We start from the raw sequence: 16,588 nt of genomic DNA on the forward strand, positions 1-16,588 counted from the left end.
CACCTCTGTTTTTGACATTCATTCCAGTTGATTTTCCGCCATGATTTTTTCCAATTCCTGCAGGGAACGGGCTGAAAAGGCGGCGTATCGCTCTCTTTTGTCGCGGATATGCGGCTCGAGCGGCGGGATCACGCCGAAGTTGGCCCCCATGGGCTGAAAATCGGCTTCACTGCCGTATGCCACATAGCGGCTCAGCGCGCCGATCATGGTCGTGTCCGGCAGAACCAGCGTATCCTGCCCGTTCATGCGGCGCACAGCGTTGATTCCCGCCATGATGCCGGAGGAAGCGGATTCCATGTATCCCTCCACGCCGGTAATCTGACCGGCGAAAAAGAGGCCGGGCCGTTCGCGCAGGCTGTAGTCGGCGGAAAGCACCCTGGGCGAATTCAGGAAGGTATTGCGGTGCATGACGCCGTAACGGAAATATTCAGCGTTTTCAAGGCCCGGGATCATCCCGAACACGCGCTTCTGTTCCCCGAACTTCAGATTGGTCTGAAAGCCCACCAGATTGTACAGCGTTCCCTGACTGTCCTCCCGTCTCAGCTGAACGACCGCCCACGGGCGGTGGCCCGTGTGCGGGTCGCGCAGGCCGACCGGCTTGAGCGGACCGAAGCGCAGGGTTTCCGCCCCGCGCTGCGCCATTACCTCCACCGGCATACAGCCCTCGTACACCTTCGGGTCCGCGACGTCAAAATCGTGCACGGGCGCGCGCTCGGCGGAAACCAGAGCGGCGTAAAAGCGCTCGTATTCCTCTTTGTCCATCGGACAGTTCAGGTATGCGTCGTCCCCGCCCTTGTCGTACCGGGACGCGGCAAAAATTCTGTCCCTGTTCAGGCTTTCCGCTGACACGATCGGCGCAGCGGCGTCAAAGAAGCTGAGACTTCCGCCGCAGAGGGCGGCGATTTCCGCGGCGAGCGCATCCGCCGTAAGGGGGCCTGTCGCGATCACGGTGATTCCGTCCCGCGGTATTTCCGTGATTTCCTCACGGTGGATATGAATCAACGGGTGAGCGGATATTTTTTGCGTGACGGCCCGTGAGAACCGGTCCCGGTCAACCGCGAGCGCGCCGCCCGCCGGTACCCGGCAGCCGTCCGCGCACTGCATCAGCAGGGAATGAAGCCGCCTCATTTCCTCTTTCAAAAGTCCGGCGGCGCTTTCCACGCGCTCCGCTTTCAGGGAGTTGGAACAGATCAGCTCGGCAAAATCCGGATTGTGGTGCGCCGGGGAATACCGGGACGGCTTCATTTCGTAAAGCTCGACCTCGGTTCCCGTCCGGGCGATCTGCCACGCGGCCTCACAGCCGGCCAGACCCGCGCCGATGACCCTGATACTCATTCTTCCTCCGTTTTCTCGTAGCCGCAGTCAGGCGTAATGCAGTAGTATTTCGGATGCTTCCCCTTCTTTTTCAGCAGGGTCTTGCCGCAGCGCGGGCATTTTTCCGTACTCGGTTCGTCCCAGGAGATGAAGTCGCACTTGGGGTACTCGGAGCATCCGTAAAAAATCCGGCCCTTTTTGGATTTTTTCACAATGACCTTGCCGCCGCACTTGGGACATTCCGCTCCGGTTTCCTGTACCAGCTTCTTGATATTTTTGCACTCCGGATATCCCGGGCAGGCGATAAATTTACCGTAGCGGCCGGTCTTAATAACCATTCTGCGGCCGCATTTTTCGCAGATAATATCGGTTTCGTCCTCTTTGAGCTGTATCTTCACGCCCTGCATATCCTCTTTGGCCTGCTTGAGCGTCTTGTCGAAATCCCCGTAAAAATCATGGAGCGTCTGAATCCAGTCGGTCTTTCCGCTCTGGACGCTGTCCAGATCGTTTTCCACCTGCGCGGTAAATTTGATATTGACGATTTTCGGGAACTTCTCCCGCATCAGCTTGGTCGCGACCTCTCCCAGCTCCGTCGGTTTCAGGGCTTTGGCCTCGCGCGCCACATATTCGCGGCCCGTAATCGTCGATATGGTCGCGGCATAGGTGGACGGACGTCCGATTCCGTTTTCCTCAAGCGCCTTGATGAGGGAAGCCTCCGTATAGCGCGGGGGCGGCTGTGTAAAATGCTGGTTGCCCGCGATTTCTTTCAGCTTGAGCAGCATATCCTTTTCCAGCACCGGCAGAGAGCCCTCCCGTTCCGCTTCCTCATCCCTGCCCTCTTCGTAGAGCACGGTAAAGCCGTCAAAGGTGACGGTGTAGCCGGAGGCCTTGAAAATATAGTCCTTTGCCTGAATATCGGCCTGCGTGGTGCTCTGCAGGCAGTTGGCCATCTGGCAGGCGATGAAACGTTCCCAGATCAGCTTATACAGCTTATACTGGTCGCTCGTCAGGCTGTCCTTCACCTTGTCCGGAGAAAGCCCCGGCATGGACGGACGGATGGCCTCGTGGCCGTCCTGCGCGCCGGCTTTTGTCTTGAAATGGCGCGGCGTGTCGGGCAGATATTTTTTGCCCCAGCGCTCCAGAATATAGTCGCCCGCATCCTTGATCGCGTCTTCGGAAATACGGAGCGAATCCGTTCTCATGTAAGTAATCAGACCGACGGCGCCCATTTCGTTGATTTCAATACCTTCATACAGCTCCTGCGCGGCCTTCATGGTACGGCGGGCCTGAAAGCCCAGCCTGCGGGAAGCCTCCTGCTGAAGGGTGGAGGTAATAAACGGCGGCGCGGGCGATTTTTTGCGCGTGCCCTTTTTCAACTTGACAATGCGGTATTCCGCGTTCTCCAGCTCCGCAAGAATCTTGTCGGTCTGTTCCTTATCTGAAATTTTGATCTTTCCATTGATATCGCCGTAAAAGGTTGCGCCAAAGACCCGGCGGGCACCGTGCGGGACGAATTTTGCGTCGATCGTCCAGTACTCTTCAGGTACGAAAGCGCGGATTTCCTCCTCGCGGTCCACGATAATGCGCACCGCAACGGACTGAACGCGCCCGGCGGAAAGGCCCCTGCGGATTTTCTGCGACAGGAACGGGCTCAGCTTATAACCCACAAGGCGGTCCAGGATACGGCGGGCCTGCTGTGCGTTGACTAGGTCGATATCGATACTGCGGGGGTTCTCCATTCCTTTGGTAACGCCCGTTTTCGTAATTTCATTAAAGGTAATACGGTTGTCCTTTTCGGTATCAAGACCGAGGATGTACGCCAGATGCCAGGATATCGCCTCTCCTTCGCGGTCGGGGTCGGTCGCGAGCAGGACGCCTTCGCTTTTTTCTGCTTTGTCCTTCAGCTCCTGAACCAGCTTCTCCTTTCCCTTGATAATTTCATACTTCGGTTTAAAATCGTTTTTTACGTCAACGCTCAAACGGTTTTCCGATAAATCGCGTACATGTCCCATGGACGCGATCACGTCGTAACCCGAGCCTAAAAATTTCTTAATTGTCTTGGCCTTGGCCGGTGATTCAACGATCACTAGCTTTGACATGAAAACCACCTCATCTGTCCTGTTTTTATTTTCTTTTTGTTTGCTGGAATTTGGAATTTATTCAATATTATAACGTTTTACCATAAAATATTAAACATTTTTAAAATTTGCCGAGTATTCGGCAATTTTTAACAACATTTAGACCGGCAGGCTGTAGCGGCGCCCGGAATGGGAACGAATCTTTTCGGCAAGCTCCAGTTCCGTCACTGCGGTCAGAAGCCGCGGGGCGGAAATGCCCGTCAGGCGCTCCAGTTCGGAAAGATGCTTTGGCGAGTCCGTCAGACTGGAATACAAAAGCACGGCGTCCTCTGAAAATTCTTTTTCATCCAACGGCCCCGCCGCCGGGCGTACCGGCTCCGGTTCCGGAGAAAAAATCACATTCGTTTCCTCATCCCTGAAATCGATCTGGCCGGGGAAACGGTAAAGGTACTCTTCCAGAATCTCGCCCGCGTTGGACACGGGCTTCGCCCCGCTTTTAATCAGCCCGTTCACCCCCTGGGAAACAGGGCTGTAAATCCCGGCGGGCACGGCGAAAACGTCCCTTCCCTGTTCTAGCGCGTACTGCGCGGTAATCAGCGAGCCGCTTTTTCCGGCGGCCTCCACCACAAGGGTTCCCAGCGTCAGTCCGGAAATAATACGGTTGCGGATCGGAAAATTGGAATTGACGGCCTGCGTGTTCGGGGGATACTCCGAAATGACCGCGCCGGAAAGCGCGATGGCCTCGCGCAGAGACGCGTTTCCCATCAGGTAATTATAGTCGATGCCGCAGCCAAGGACGCAGACGGTTTTCCCACCGGCCTGTAAAGCGCCCTTGTGGGCCGCCGTATCAATCCCCAGCGCGCCGCCGCTGACAACGACCGCTCCCTGTTTGGCAAGCTCAAAAGCGAAGCTGCGGGCGGTCGCGACGCCGGTCGCGGTCGCTTTGCGGGTGCCCACAATGGCGATGCTGGGAACCGCGGAGAAATCCGGCAGGGTCCCCTTGACATACAGCGTACAGGGCGCGTTATGAATCTCGCCGAGCGGTTCGGGGTAACCGGCGCATCCGGGCGTAAGAACCTGCTGCCCGATTTTCTCACAGTATTCCAGCAGGGCTTCGGCGTCCTGAACGGAGTACGAGGAAAGCTTTTCCAGCTCGCTCTGTGTAAAGTAACCCTCGAGCAGCCAGCTTTCCATACCCGCATCATAAAAGTCGTTCAGAGAACGGTAACCCGAAAGAATGCGGTTCTGCTTGGAGCTGCCCGCGCCGAGCGCGTGCTGCAGCCACACCCAGTATGCCCTTTGGTCAACAGACATTCTTAAACGCCTCCCGATTTTTCGCGCATCATTTCCCACATCAGAATCGCGGCGGAAGCCGACGCGTTGAGAGATTCCGCTCTGCCCAGCATGGGGATGGTCACCGATCCCGAACAGGCGGCGATCGCCGCGGCAGTAAGCCCGTTTCCTTCATTGCCCACGAAAAGCACCGTCGGCTTTCGGAAACCGACCTCCGTCACCTTCTGAGCGGAGGAGTCCGGAACCGCGGCGAGGGTAACGAACCCGCGGCTGTTCAGAAAACCGATGGCGGAAGCAAGCTCGGCCCGCACATAGAACGGAAGGCGGAAAACCGCGCCCATACTGGCGCGAAGCACCTTCGGCGAATAGACGTCGCAGCAGCTGCCGCCCAAAAGGACGCCGCCGACTCCCAGCGCCTCCGCCGTACGGAGCACCGCGCCCAGATTGGCCGGGTCCTGAATATTCTCAAGCCCCAGGTAATGCAGCCCCGGCTCCATTGCCTCCAGTTCCTCCGCCCCGGCGCGCATTCTGCAGACGCAAAAAACGCCCTGCGGGGACTTTGTGTCCGACAAAAGCGCCGCGACATGCGGCTCCACCAGATAGGTTTCTTCCGCCGCCGGTTGAATTTCACCGAGATAGTCCGCGTATTTTTCGCCCGCCTGTGCCGTGTAAAACAGGGTTCTGATGCCGACCCCGCTTTGCGCCGCGTCGCGGCAGAGCCGCGCGCCCTCGACCAGAAAGAGACCCTGTTCCCTGCGGAACCCGGCGGCAGAGGAAAGGCGTGCGGCGTGTTTGATGATTTCATTTTGACGGCTTGTAATCAGATCCGGCATGTTTTCTCTCCATATAAAATTTGCGCCCGGTTTTTTTCCGGGCGCAATTACAGCTTTTTAAAGCGCTGCCTTTGCTTTTTCAATCAAGCTCTTAAATGCGGCTTCGTCGGCAACAGCGATTTCTGCAAGCATTTTACGGTTCAGCGTAATCCCCGCTTTTTTCAGCCCGTTCATAAACACGGAATAGCTGACGTCGTTCGCGCGGCATGCGGCGGAAATACGGGTAATCCACAGGCGGCGGAAATCTCTCTTTCTTGCTTTACGTCCGATAAATGCGTAGTTACCGGATTTCATGACGGCCTGTTTGGCCATTTTAAAATGTCTGCTCTTGGAACCCCAGTAGCCCTTCGCAAGTTTCAAAGTCTTTTTTCTTCTCTTGCGTGTCATCAACGCACCTTTTACACGTGCCATTCTATTACCTCCATTGAAATGGTTATTTTAATCAACAGGACTAACTCTTATTTGTAAGGAATTAATCTCTTTACCTGGGCCACATTTGTCTTGTCGGCAATCGTGGTCTTTCTGAGGCCTCTCTTGCGCTTGGTGGTCTTTTTGTTCAGGATATGGGATTTATTGGCATGACCGCGGATTACTTTTCCGTTCTTGGAAAGCTTGAAGCGCTTTTTTGCGCCGGTATGTGTCTTAATTTTAGGCATGGTATTGTCCTCCTTATGATGATTACTTAGCGGGTTTGGATGCAAGGAACATGAGCATATTACGTCCCTCTAACTTTGCCGGTTTTTCCACATTGGCGATTTCGCTGAGTGCCTCAGCAAAATTCCGCATAATGCTGTAACCCTGCTCCGGATGTCCCATTTCCCGTCCGCGGAAGCGGATGGAAGCCTTGACCTTGTCGCCATCCTTTAAGAAGCGGGTTGCGTGACCGACTTTTGTGTTAAAGTCGTGAGTGTCAATGTTTAAAGACAAACGGATTTCCTTGATGTCGACAATGCGCTGATTTTTCTTTGCTTCCTTGTCGCGCTTTGCCTGCTCAAATCTGAATTTGCCGTAATCAATGATCTTACACACCGGGGGCGTTGCCTGCGGCGCGATTTTGACAAGATCAAGATTCTGTTCAAACGCTTTTTCCAAAGCCTGGGCCGAACTCATAATGCCAAGCTGAGAACCGTCCGAACCGACGACACGCACTTCCCTGTCACGAATTTCCTCATTAATCTGCAGTTCCTTGTTGCTAATTGTTAAGCACCTCCAAAACACGTTATCAGTTTCAATAAAAAGCGCGGGCAGAATATCCGCCCGCACAACAATACACAAAACAACAGCTTTCAAAAGCCGTTTTCCGTATTGACCCATGGCGGACGAAACCCCACAGGTGTGGGCACAAGATGCCCCGCTTTGTTTTACTGAATTATTTTACCAGTGATTTTTTCATTTGTCAAGCGTTAATTGGAGATTTCACAATTCAGGCTGAAGGAATAAAGCAGGCACCCGGCAACCTTTTTCCCCGTACACTGTTCCATTGCCAGACGGTAAAGCGCAAGCTGCGCACGATAGCGTTCCCACAGCTCCGTGGGATGATTCGTCCGATCGGTTTTATAGTCCACGATCACCAGCTTGCCGTTTTCCTCAAACGCACAGTCGACCACGCCCTGCAGCACCACAGGCTGGCCCTTCAGTTCGTCCGGCAGCCCCGGACGAACGTCGCCCGCGGTAATTTCCACGGTAAAGCGATATTCCCTAAGGACGTTTTCCGAGGCGAAAATCCTTTTAGCAAGCGCGCTTTGAAAGAAAGTCCGCACGTGGGCTAGATCGACCGCGTTCCCCTGCTCGGCCGTCAGAAAGCCCTGGGCGACAAGGCGCTCCAGCTCGCTTTTGGGGGCTTCGCGTGCTTTTTCGTAATCCGCGAACTGCATATAGGTATGCAGCGCCGTCCCGCGCTCGGCGGGAGTCAGCCCCGTTTTGCCTAAAAACGCGGGGCGGGACACGGCGGCGTACTGCGCGGAAAATTCACGCGCGGCAAGGTCGGAGGCCGCCACCTTGGCCTGTATCCCTTTTAAGGCGGCGTACGGATAGACATAGTCCATTGCCGCGGAGATTTCTTCCTCCAGCACCCGGTCCGGCTGCGCCGGCAAAACCTCCTCCGGCTGCCGTACGGCAGCATCTTCTTTCGGCGGATAGATCAGATTCACGGCCCACGGCTCTTCCGAGCCGACGGTGATCCCCGGCAAGGCGCAGGCAAGGTCGCGCAGGCGCGTACCGTCCGGGTGGCGCAGGGCACAGAGCAGCAGCCAGTCGGAAATGCTGGAAACGCTGCGCACCACATAGGGCTGAATCCTGTTTTCCTCCGTCAGCCGGGCGGCGAGCTTTCCGAGCGTCTTCCCCGCGTCCTTGACCGTCGTCACCATGATGAGCTTTTCCTTCGCCCTCGTCATGGCTACGTACAGCACGCGCAGCTCCTCGCTCATTTCATTTCGGTCCAGCTCCAGCGCGACCGCTTCGCGCGGCATGGTCGTGTAGCGGCAGAGACCGGCGTCATCCCTGAGCTTTACCCCAAGGCCGAGCGACGGGTGCAAAAGCACGTCCCCCCGCTCCTTATTGAAGCGCCGGGAGCACCCGGCAAGAATGCAGACCGGGAACTCCAGCCCCTTGCTGCGGTGGATACTCATGATTTTCACAACATTGGCCGCCTCGCTGATAGTGGAGGCGGGCGCGAGGTCGGCGCTGCTTTTTTGAAGCCTGTCGATAAACCGGATAAAACCGGAAAGCCCGTTATAGCCGGAGGCTTCATATTTTTTCGCGTATTCAAGCAGCAGGCGGAGGTTCGCAAGCCGCAGCTCCCCGTTGGGCATTGCCTGAACCAGATTCAGATAGCCCGTTTTGTCGTAGACCGCCTGAATCAGCCGGTCCGACGGCATGGTAGCCGCCAGCGTGCGGTAGGCGTCCATATCGCGCAGAAAATCCGCCGCGCGCGGATTGCCGTCCTGAGCGGCGGAAACGAGCGCAGGATACAGCGGAGCGCTGCGCGACGGGATGCGGATATCGGCCATATCGTCCGCCGTAAAGCCGTAAATGGGACTCATCAGTACCGAAAGCAGCGGAATATCCTGCATCGGATTGTCGATCACGCGCAGAAGCGAAACCGCCACCCCCACTTCCGCCGCCGCGAAGAAGCCGCCCGCCGTGTCGGCCCATGCCGGAATCCCGAGCGCGGACAGCTCCCGCGCGTATTCGTGCGCGTACCGGTTTGCGCTGCGCAGCAAAATGCAGATATCCCGGTAGACGACGGGCCGCTGTCGGCCATGGTCCGTCACGGCGGTGCCGTCCCCGGTCATCCGATAGATCAGCTCCGCGATATGGCGGCTTTCCGCCGCGATCATTTCCTCGTCGTCCTCGGACGCCGAAAGGTCGATGATGTCGAGCTGTGCCGCGGGTTCGCCGCAGGGCGGGTAATCCGCCCCGGCGGCAAGCTCCTCCGCTTTCGTATAATCCAGCTCGCCCGTCTGTTCGCTCATCAGCTGGCGGAACACGAAATTCACCGTTTCGGTCACCCCGTGGCGGCTGCGGAAGTTTTTGTCCAGCACCACACAGGCAGGATATGCGTCCTTAATTCTGTCGTAATCGGGGTACTGCGCGCGGCGGCGCAGAAAAATCTGCGGCATCGCCTGACGGAAACGGTAAATGCTCTGTTTGACGTCGCCGACCATAAACAGGTTGCTTTCCTTCTGCGAAACCGCGCGGAAAATCATATCCTGCGCTTCGTTGGTGTCCTGATATTCGTCGACCATCACCTCGTCGAACCGAGCGGATATCTCCAAAGCCTCCTCCGTCGGCGCAAAGCCGCCGTCCGTTTCCCGGACAAGCAGCTTTAAGGCGTAATGCTCCAGGTCGCTGAAATCCGCCGCGCGGCGTTCCCGTTTCAGCCGGTCCAGCTCTTCGCCGAACTTTTCCGTGACCTCGAACAGCTTCTTTACCAGCGGGGCGATGCGGGCGATCTCTTCCCCGCATTCCCGTTCGTCGGCGCCGAACAGCTCCGCCAGCTTTTTGACGGTTTCCTGCACTTCCTTTCGGCTTGCCGAAAGCTTGTTTTTCAGCGGGTCGTCGCCGTAGCCCCGCAAAGGCTTCAGCCTTTGAAAACCAAAATTAGCGCACTGGAAAGAAACGGCGTCCCAGCCGCCCGCGTCCGCCGCGTCTTTCAGCGCCAGAAGCCCCGCCAGATCGGAGTCAAAGCCGTCGCCATACGCGCCGGCAATTTTTTCGTCCTCCCGCATCAGCACGAGGGAATTGCGCGTCAGGGAAATACAGTAGTCCACCGCGTCCGCGGCGTACTTTAAAACAGTCCGTCCCCACACGGTCCGGGAAGCGGGAACCTCCCCCTCATACATGACGGCCTTTTCCCGCAGCCAGCGGCTCGGAAATGGATGAGACCGGACAAAATCGTAAAGGGTATTGACGGTCTGGATCATGCGCGCGTCGTCCCGGCCGGAGGAAAACGCATCGACAAGAGCGTAAAAATCCGGGTCGTTCTGTGCATAAAACGCTTCCAGAACGGCGGAAACCGCGTCGCCTCGCAGCAGCTTCATCTCACTGTCGTCCAGGATGCGGAAATCCGGGGAAATCCCCAGCTTATAAAAATTTTCCCGGATCAGTTCGCTGCAAAAGCTGTGGATGGTGCTGATGTGCGCACGGGTCAGCAGAATCTGCTGGCGCTGAAGCCGCACGTTCATAGGGTCGGCTTCCAGCAGTTTTGCGATTTCCGCCGCGATACGGCCGCTCATTTCCGCCGCCGCGGCCTTGGTGAAGGTAACGACGAGCAGCCGGTCGGCGTCGGTGGGATTTTGCGGGTCGGTCATGCGCTCAATCACGCGCTGCACCAGAACCGCCGTTTTCCCGGAGCCCGCCGCGGCGGATACCAGCAGCGTGCCACCCCGCGCCTCAATCGCGTCCTGCTGGCTTTGCGTCCATGTGCGTGCGCTCATTGCTCGTTCCCTCCTTTTGCCTGCGTAAGCTCTTTGATGACTTCGTCCCTGTCCCACTGCTGCATTTCGCGTGTGGGGTCGTCCCTTTCATGGCCGCAGACGGACGAATAGGGACACCAAGCGCAGGCGTCGTAGGTACCGGAAAGCGGCACCGCCGAAACGTCGCCGCCGTGAAGCTCCCGGGCCATTGCACCGACCAGCTCCTTAATATGTTTCATCACACCGGTCAGTTCTCCCGGAGAAACCACGTGGTCGCGTTTGCCCGGCACGCCGTCTTTGAGCGCGACCGGGATATAATTTCCCTGCCCGCCGTGCTCCATGGCCGCGATGATTTCGGCGTCGTCCAGCACGAGCCCGTCCATCCGCAGCTTTTTCGCCGCCTCCTGCCCGATCTTTTCGGCTTCCGTATTGCGGGAAGCGGAAACGGCGGGGCGGTTCGCGGGCATATACAGCACGCCGGCAGGCCGGACGTCCCCGTAGCGGTCCCCGCCGTTCTCCATCAGCGCCGCAAGATAGATCAGCATCTGCATGTTGACGCCGTAGAGGATATCCGATAATTTGAATTCCTTATGACCGGTCTTATAGTCGATCACGCGTACATAGCCGACCCCGTCCCGGTCGAAAAGATCGACCCGGTCGATTTTGCCGTCGATTTCCACCTGTCCCCCGTCCGGCAGCGGGATACGCAGGGGGGGAATCCCATCTTTTCCGATGGAAAGCTCGAAGTCGACGGGCTTAAATTCGCTCTGGGCAAGCTCCTGCGCAATATGGGACGCGATCACCTGCGCCGAATCGGCCAGACGCAGAAACAGGTATACAAAACGCGGCGACTTATTCTGAACGCCGCTCATTTTGGTATCGACGTACACATTTAAGAGACGGAGGATTTCCCGTTTGAGTTCCTCCGGGCTCATGCGGAGAATGGCTTCGCTGCCGGTGTCGCGGAACAGCTTCTCCAGTAAAAAATGCATCAGACTGCCGTACTCCAGCGCGTCCAGCTCCGCCGCCCGGCGCTCCTTTGCATTCAGGCCGAAACGGCAGAAGTACTGGAAGCGGCACAGATAAAATTTTTCAATCTGCGTTGCGGAAACATGCAGATTTTCTCCGAACAGCGCCTTCGCTTTTTCAGGGGAAGCGAAAACGGCTGGCCGGTTCTGCGCGGCGCGGTCGATTGCGGACAGGCGATGTTCACAGCCGCGCTTTCCGAACAGGTCTTTCAGCGTGGCGGACAGCACGGTATTGTGGTTCCACTGCTGGGCCATCAGCTCAAAGGCGGGCTCCTTCGCGTTCGCGAAATAGGTCTGCGGCAGAAGAAGCTCGTTGATGACCGCCGTATTTTTTAAAATGAAGCATACTTCGCCCGGGATGGAGGAAGGCGTGTTCGCTTCCCCCGCCGGACCGGTAAGCGGATACGTTATGTACAGTCTTTCGGAGGCGGCGCTCATTGCCGCGTAGGCAAGAAAACGCTCCTGCACCGCGGTGCCCTCAAGAGTGTCGTTCAAAGGAAGCCCCAAACGGATGAGCTCCCGCCGCTCGCTGTCGCTGAAAACGCAGTCGCCGCCGGGCGATAAGGGAAATTCGCCCTGCACGGTCCCCATCAGGAAAACCACCCTCGGCGCCCCGGTCCTGGTTCGGTCGGCGGCTCCGACGGTCACTTCGTCCAGTCCCTGCGGGATGCTTGCCATACGGTTTGCCAGAATGACCAGACGCAGAAGCTCCGCGTAGCGCGCTGAGGTGACGGGATTCTTTTGCAGCACCAGCGCCGTCTGGTCCAGAATCTCCATCAGAAGGTCCCATAGCCGCAGCTGGCGGTCGGCAAGCTCCGGCTCCCCACAGTCGGAGAGATGCCGCGCGAGGTTTTTCAGATGCCCGGCGGCGCCGATGTCCTGAAGCAGCTTGTACACCGCCGTGGCCATCCCCTCCCCGTCGGTATCGCGGAGTCTGGAAGCGAACCGAAGCAGCGGCGTCATCACCGCTTTCCGGCTTTCATTGATCTCTGAGAGCTTTTTCAGGTCGCCGTCCGTCATTTCTTCCGCAAACCCTTTGGGATGCTCCGTCCAGTCCTCCTTCCACTGCTTCCCTTCCTTGCCCCACACAAAAACATAGTTTTCCAGCTGGGAGATTTCCTCGGTGCCGAGCGCCGTCAGGCCGGTTTTCAGGTACAAAAAAACAGAGTCCGAGGAAAAGCCGGACTGTACGGTTTTGAACGCGGAAAGCACTAGGCGCATCAGCGGTTCGGCGTCGATCGCCTGCGGCTTGTCCATAAAATACGGGATTTCCCACCGCTCAAGAGCCAGATCGAGGACCCCGCGGTAACGGTCGGTCGAACGGGTGATAATTGCAAAATCGCGGTAGCGAAAGCCCTTTTCCATCACCAGACGGCGGATGGCGGCGGCGACAAAGGCGGACTCGCCGTACGCGTTGTTTGCTTCATACAGCACGACATCCCCGTTATTTTCGCAGCCCTGCGCCGTGCGCCCGCAGCGGAAGGCCCCAGCCTCCACCGCGGCCAGCGGCCCGCTTTGAAAACGCGCCCCGCCCGGCAAAACGACCGGCGGCGCGATTTTCACGTCGTTCCGGCGCGCAAGCCGCATCAGGTTTTTCCCGGTGCGGCGGACAAGGGAAAACAGGCCCATGCCGTGCTCCGGGTCGTCCAGCTGATCGGTACAGAGCGTAACGTACAGGTCGTCCGCCTGAGAAAGGATCAGATTGATGATATTGTATTCCTGCACCGTAAAGCTCTGGAACGAATCGAGCGCCACGGTATATTCCGAAAAGAAACGATGCTCCTGCAGGGTATTTTTCAGTCTTGTCAGGTCGTCCAGCGGATCGACAAAGCTTTGCGCGACCAGTGCGTCATAGGCGGAAAGGATCAGGGACAGCTCCGTCATTTTCTGCCGCAGGGTCCCCCCGGGCATTTCCCCCGCCGCGTGTTCGATATCGAGCGGGGTCACGTCGCACATTTTAAATTCCGTGGAAGCGGAGATCATCAGGCCGACAAGCTCGGTGCTTTCCGCGTTCTTGCGGTAAAAGCTGAGCTGGTCCTTCACCTGCTCCAGCGCAAGGCTCATAAAGATGCTGCGGCCCCCGTCGTCCAGCCGGCGCCCCGCGCCGCCGCCGTACCGGCGGAACACCAGATCCGCCAGGCGGGAAAAGCTCGTGACCGAAACGCGCTGCACATCCTTCGCGCCGAGCAGCCGGAGCATCGCGCGCTCGTTTTCAAACGACGACTGCTCCGGTACGATCAGCATGATTTTTTTCTGTGCGGCCTGAGCCATATTTTTCAGTTCTGTCCGCAGCAGTTCCGTTTTCCCGCTGCCCGCGCGGCCCAAAATAAAACGCAGCATCGTATGCCCCCAAACATTCAGTATCCTGATTTCATACTGAACATTATAGCATGGATGCTGCGCTTACAGCAATTCCATTTTCATTTGCGAAACAAGACGGATTCCTCCCCCAACTGTGGCGGGGGAGGAATCCAAACACATTTGCACAAGCAACCGGAAATGCTGCAGGAAAATATTCTATTTCTTTTCGAGGTAGTTTTTCAGCTGTTCATAAAGCTCCACCGATTTGAATTTTATTTCAAATTCGCCTTTGCCCTCTACGATCCCAAGCTGGTTCGCGTTGAGCACGTCGCCCAGCTCCTTGGGTTCCTCGGCGGCGGGCAGGCACATCGGCGGGAAAATGACACACCACCAGTTGCGGCCCGCGGCCTTCCCGATGGTCACGCGCAGGGAATCATAGTCCCCCGCCGGGAGAGTCACTGTCTGGTACTCTCTGGTAGTAAAATACATGTGGACCATTTCGACATTGACGGGATAATCAAAGCCCTGCTTTCTGACTTCGTCCGCCGCCGCCGCTTTCAGCTGCGGAATGGCGGAGCGAACGGCTTCCTGTGCCTCGGCTTTATTTTTGACGTTGTCCATCAGGCCGCGGCTCTCGGTAAGAATCCGGTCGCGCACCTTCAGTTTCAGCGCCTGATCCGATTCGGAGTCGGAATTTGCGAGGACGTGCAGGCGAAGCACGTGGTTCGGTATATCTTCACAGCCGGCGGCAAAGCCGGTGAAGGAAAACAGCACGGTTAATATCAGTGCCAGTAAAAGCGATTTTTCAAACAGTTTCATGTTAAGTAAGTCCCTTTCTGTATTTATGTTGCAAGGGAATTATTGACACAAAAAACCGTTTTTATTCGTTGTGGCCTCAAATTGTATACATGATGGGACAAAATCACTCCCACGTTTTCCATACCTCGGGCTGATACCCGACGGTCGCCTGTTTTCCGTTGCGGACGATGGGCGTTTTCAGCAGCCGCGGATTTGCGAGAAGCTTTTCCTCTTTGGCCTGTTCCCCCGCGAGATAGCGGAGGAGCACAGCATCGTCCTCCTTTGAATCCCCGTCAATCAGCTTTTCAAGGCCGCCGACAGCCGACTTGACGCTGCTGAACTCTCCCCTGCTCATGCCGTATTTCGCGACGTCGATGCTCTGGTATTTTATTTTGCGTTCCTTAAAATAGCGTTCCGCCTTTTTGGTATCAAAGCATTTCGGTTTTCCGAATATCTGAATATTCAATTTTTCCTCCTTTCCGCCCCTGTGTTCACTGCAAACCGGGCAGTTCGGACCAGTCGCACGAATTTTCGATGATTCGGGCGAGAGCTTCGAGTTCGCGGGCGTCCGTTTCGTCGAAGCGGGCAAGCAGCGGACTGTCGATGTCCAGCACGCCGACGACCTGCCGCTGACGGAACAGAGGAACAACGATTTCAGAATTGGAATCGCAGTCACAGGCAATGTGCCCCGAGAACTGATGGACATCCTTCACCAGCACGGTTTCCCCGCGGCTGTACGCGGTGCCGCAGACACCCTTCCCAAACGCGATATGCACACAGGCAAGCTTTCCCTGAAACGGACCGAGCAGCAGCTCCTCCCGATGCTTCAGGTAAAAGCCCACCCAGTTGATATTCTGCAGCGCGCCGCCCAGCAGGGCGGAAACGTTCGCCAGATTGGGGATGACGTGACGCTCCCCCTCCAGAACCGCCTTCATCTGCGCCTTTAAAAGCGCGTACATTTCTTTTTGATCTTTTGGATAAAGAGACGCTGTCTGCTCCATAGTAAGCCTCCCGTTTTTTACAGTGATTCCTTTCAAATTTGCAATGCCGGAACAAAACGGCTTCGCCGTTCAGACTGAAAATACGATAGAAAGCCGCATTCCATTGATCGGGAACACGGCTTTCTGTTTATTGAACGGTATTTCTCAGCGTACCGATTTTCTCGACTTCACATTCGACCACATCGCCCGATTTTAAAAATCTCGGCGGGCAAAAGCCCATGCCGACCCCGGCGGGGGTCCCCATGGAGAGAATGGTCCCCGCTTTCAGCGTCATCCCGCGGGACAGCTCGCTGACGGCGGACTCAATCGAGGTAATAAACAGCCCGGTGGTGCTGTCCTGCCTGATTTCCCCGTTCACCCGCGACTGGATGGACAGAACCGGGGGCCGGGTAAACTCCCCTTCCGTGACGATCCAGGGTCCCATCGGCGTAAAGCCGTCCAGACTCTTTCCAAAATACCACTGTTTGTGACGGGTCTGAATATTTCTGGCGCTGACATCATTCATGACCGTGTAGCCGAGGACATAGGAAAAAACGTCTTTTTCCGGAACATTCCTGGCGTCCCTGCCGATGACAACGGCAAGCTCGGCCTCATAGTCCAGAGAATCCACAATGTCGAAATGGCCGTCGATCAAGCCGCCGTTCGGGACGGCCCTGTCCACCCTTTTGGAAAAATAGACGGCGGCGGCCTGATCCCGCTCGAACGTCTCCTTTTTATAGCGGGCGGATTCCTCCGCGTGGGCGAGGAAATTGACGCCCAGACAGATAATATCCTGTGCCGGAACCGGAATGGGAGCCAGCACCTGAATATCCTGAAAAGGGACGGCTCCGTCCTCTTTCGAATCCAGCGCGCGTTGGATTTCACTCAGCCTGTCCATCCCCGCGTCCCGGATAAACGAATTCATATCTTCATACGGCAAACCGAAGCCGGCGAACGGAAAAACGCCTGTCCCGTCCTTTGACAGCACACCCGCGTTTCCTTTGCCGCCGTATAAATAAGTCAGTAATTTCATAAGTACCCCTTTTT

The 16,588-nt window shown here is 56.8% G+C and carries 13 protein-coding genes; all 13 read right to left on the reverse strand.

Going from position 1 to position 16,588, the window contains the following annotated elements; all coding sequences use genetic code 11:
- Positions 1 to 18: 18 nt before the first annotated feature.
- Complete coding sequence (gene trmFO, locus LY85_RS02820) at positions 19 to 1,335, reverse strand: methylenetetrahydrofolate--tRNA-(uracil(54)-C(5))-methyltransferase (FADH(2)-oxidizing) TrmFO (RefSeq protein ID WP_141825375.1); 1,317 nt, start codon at positions 1,333 to 1,335, stop codon at positions 19 to 21.
- Positions 1,332 to 3,413: a type I DNA topoisomerase gene (topA, locus tag LY85_RS02825; RefSeq protein ID WP_038324611.1), complete on the reverse strand. Its 2,082-nt coding sequence runs from the start codon at positions 3,411 to 3,413 to the stop codon at positions 1,332 to 1,334. Before topA ends, trmFO begins: the two co-directional genes overlap by 4 nt.
- A 138-nt stretch (positions 3,414 to 3,551) precedes the next feature.
- Positions 3,552 to 4,706, reverse strand: coding sequence for a DNA-processing protein DprA (gene dprA / locus LY85_RS02830; protein ID WP_141825376.1), 1,155 nt, complete (start codon positions 4,704 to 4,706; stop codon positions 3,552 to 3,554).
- Positions 4,707 to 4,708: 2 nt separating this feature from the next.
- On the reverse strand, positions 4,709 to 5,518 hold the full coding sequence (locus LY85_RS02835) for an RNA methyltransferase (protein WP_141825377.1): 810 nt from the start codon (positions 5,516 to 5,518) through the stop codon (positions 4,709 to 4,711).
- A gap of 57 nt (positions 5,519 to 5,575) precedes the next feature.
- Positions 5,576 to 5,929 (reverse strand): 50S ribosomal protein L20, encoded by a 354-nt coding sequence (rplT, locus tag LY85_RS02840; RefSeq protein WP_038324616.1) that lies wholly within the window; start codon positions 5,927 to 5,929, stop codon positions 5,576 to 5,578.
- Positions 5,930 to 5,976: 47 nt separating this feature from the next.
- Positions 5,977 to 6,174 carry a 50S ribosomal protein L35 gene (gene rpmI / locus LY85_RS02845; protein ID WP_038324618.1) on the reverse strand — a complete coding sequence of 66 codons (198 nt, stop codon included), beginning with the start codon at positions 6,172 to 6,174 and terminating at the stop codon, positions 5,977 to 5,979.
- A gap of 22 nt (positions 6,175 to 6,196) precedes the next feature.
- A complete protein-coding gene (gene infC, locus LY85_RS02850; protein ID WP_038324629.1) occupies positions 6,197 to 6,736 on the reverse strand; it encodes a translation initiation factor IF-3 in 540 nt (179 codons plus the stop codon).
- Between the two features lie 185 nt (positions 6,737 to 6,921).
- Entirely contained in the window at positions 6,922 to 10,455 is a 3,534-nt protein-coding gene (addA, locus tag LY85_RS02855) for a helicase-exonuclease AddAB subunit AddA (RefSeq protein WP_141825378.1), read from the reverse strand.
- On the reverse strand, positions 10,452 to 13,802 hold the full coding sequence (locus tag LY85_RS02860) for a PD-(D/E)XK nuclease family protein (RefSeq protein WP_141825379.1): 3,351 nt from the start codon (positions 13,800 to 13,802) through the stop codon (positions 10,452 to 10,454). Before LY85_RS02860 ends, addA begins: the two co-directional genes overlap by 4 nt.
- A gap of 177 nt (positions 13,803 to 13,979) precedes the next feature.
- Positions 13,980 to 14,582: a stage II sporulation protein R gene (gene spoIIR / locus LY85_RS02865; RefSeq protein ID WP_243122465.1), complete on the reverse strand. Its 603-nt coding sequence runs from the start codon at positions 14,580 to 14,582 to the stop codon at positions 13,980 to 13,982.
- Positions 14,583 to 14,685: 103 nt separating this feature from the next.
- Complete coding sequence (locus LY85_RS02870) at positions 14,686 to 15,027, reverse strand: ArsC/Spx/MgsR family protein (protein ID WP_141825381.1); 342 nt, start codon at positions 15,025 to 15,027, stop codon at positions 14,686 to 14,688.
- A gap of 25 nt (positions 15,028 to 15,052) precedes the next feature.
- Complete coding sequence (locus LY85_RS02875) at positions 15,053 to 15,562, reverse strand: GAF domain-containing protein (protein ID WP_141825382.1); 510 nt, start codon at positions 15,560 to 15,562, stop codon at positions 15,053 to 15,055.
- Positions 15,563 to 15,689: 127 nt separating this feature from the next.
- A complete protein-coding gene (locus LY85_RS02880; protein ID WP_141825383.1) occupies positions 15,690 to 16,574 on the reverse strand; it encodes a fumarylacetoacetate hydrolase family protein in 885 nt (294 codons plus the stop codon).
- Positions 16,575 to 16,588: the final 14 nt, after the last annotated feature.

Origin of the sequence: Clostridium sp. KNHs216 (genome assembly GCF_006714885.1) — a bacterium.
GTDB lineage: Bacteria > Bacillota > Clostridia > Oscillospirales > Acutalibacteraceae > Caproiciproducens.

Excerpts from the sequence above, each read along its gene's own strand:
- rpmI (WP_038324618.1), bottom strand. The coding sequence starts at position 6,174 with ATGCCTAAAATTAAGACACATACCGGCGCAAAAAAGCGCTTCAAGCTT.
- rplT (WP_038324616.1), bottom strand. The coding sequence starts at position 5,929 with ATGGCACGTGTAAAAGGTGCGTTGATGACACGCAAGAGAAGAAAAAAG.
- LY85_RS02880 (WP_141825383.1), bottom strand. The coding sequence starts at position 16,574 with ATGAAATTACTGACTTATTTATACGGCGGCAAAGGAAACGCGGGTGTG.
- LY85_RS02835 (WP_141825377.1), bottom strand. The coding sequence starts at position 5,518 with ATGCCGGATCTGATTACAAGCCGTCAAAATGAAATCATCAAACACGCC.
- topA (WP_038324611.1), bottom strand. The coding sequence starts at position 3,413 with ATGTCAAAGCTAGTGATCGTTGAATCACCGGCCAAGGCCAAGACAATT.
- trmFO (WP_141825375.1), bottom strand. The coding sequence starts at position 1,335 with ATGAGTATCAGGGTCATCGGCGCGGGTCTGGCCGGCTGTGAGGCCGCG.
- dprA (WP_141825376.1), bottom strand. The coding sequence starts at position 4,706 with ATGTCTGTTGACCAAAGGGCATACTGGGTGTGGCTGCAGCACGCGCTC.
- addA (WP_141825378.1), bottom strand. The coding sequence starts at position 10,455 with ATGAGCGCACGCACATGGACGCAAAGCCAGCAGGACGCGATTGAGGCG.
- spoIIR (WP_243122465.1), bottom strand. The coding sequence starts at position 14,582 with ATGAAACTGTTTGAAAAATCGCTTTTACTGGCACTGATATTAACCGTG.
- LY85_RS02875 (WP_141825382.1), bottom strand. The coding sequence starts at position 15,562 with ATGGAGCAGACAGCGTCTCTTTATCCAAAAGATCAAAAAGAAATGTAC.
- LY85_RS02860 (WP_141825379.1), bottom strand. The coding sequence starts at position 13,802 with ATGCTGCGTTTTATTTTGGGCCGCGCGGGCAGCGGGAAAACGGAACTG.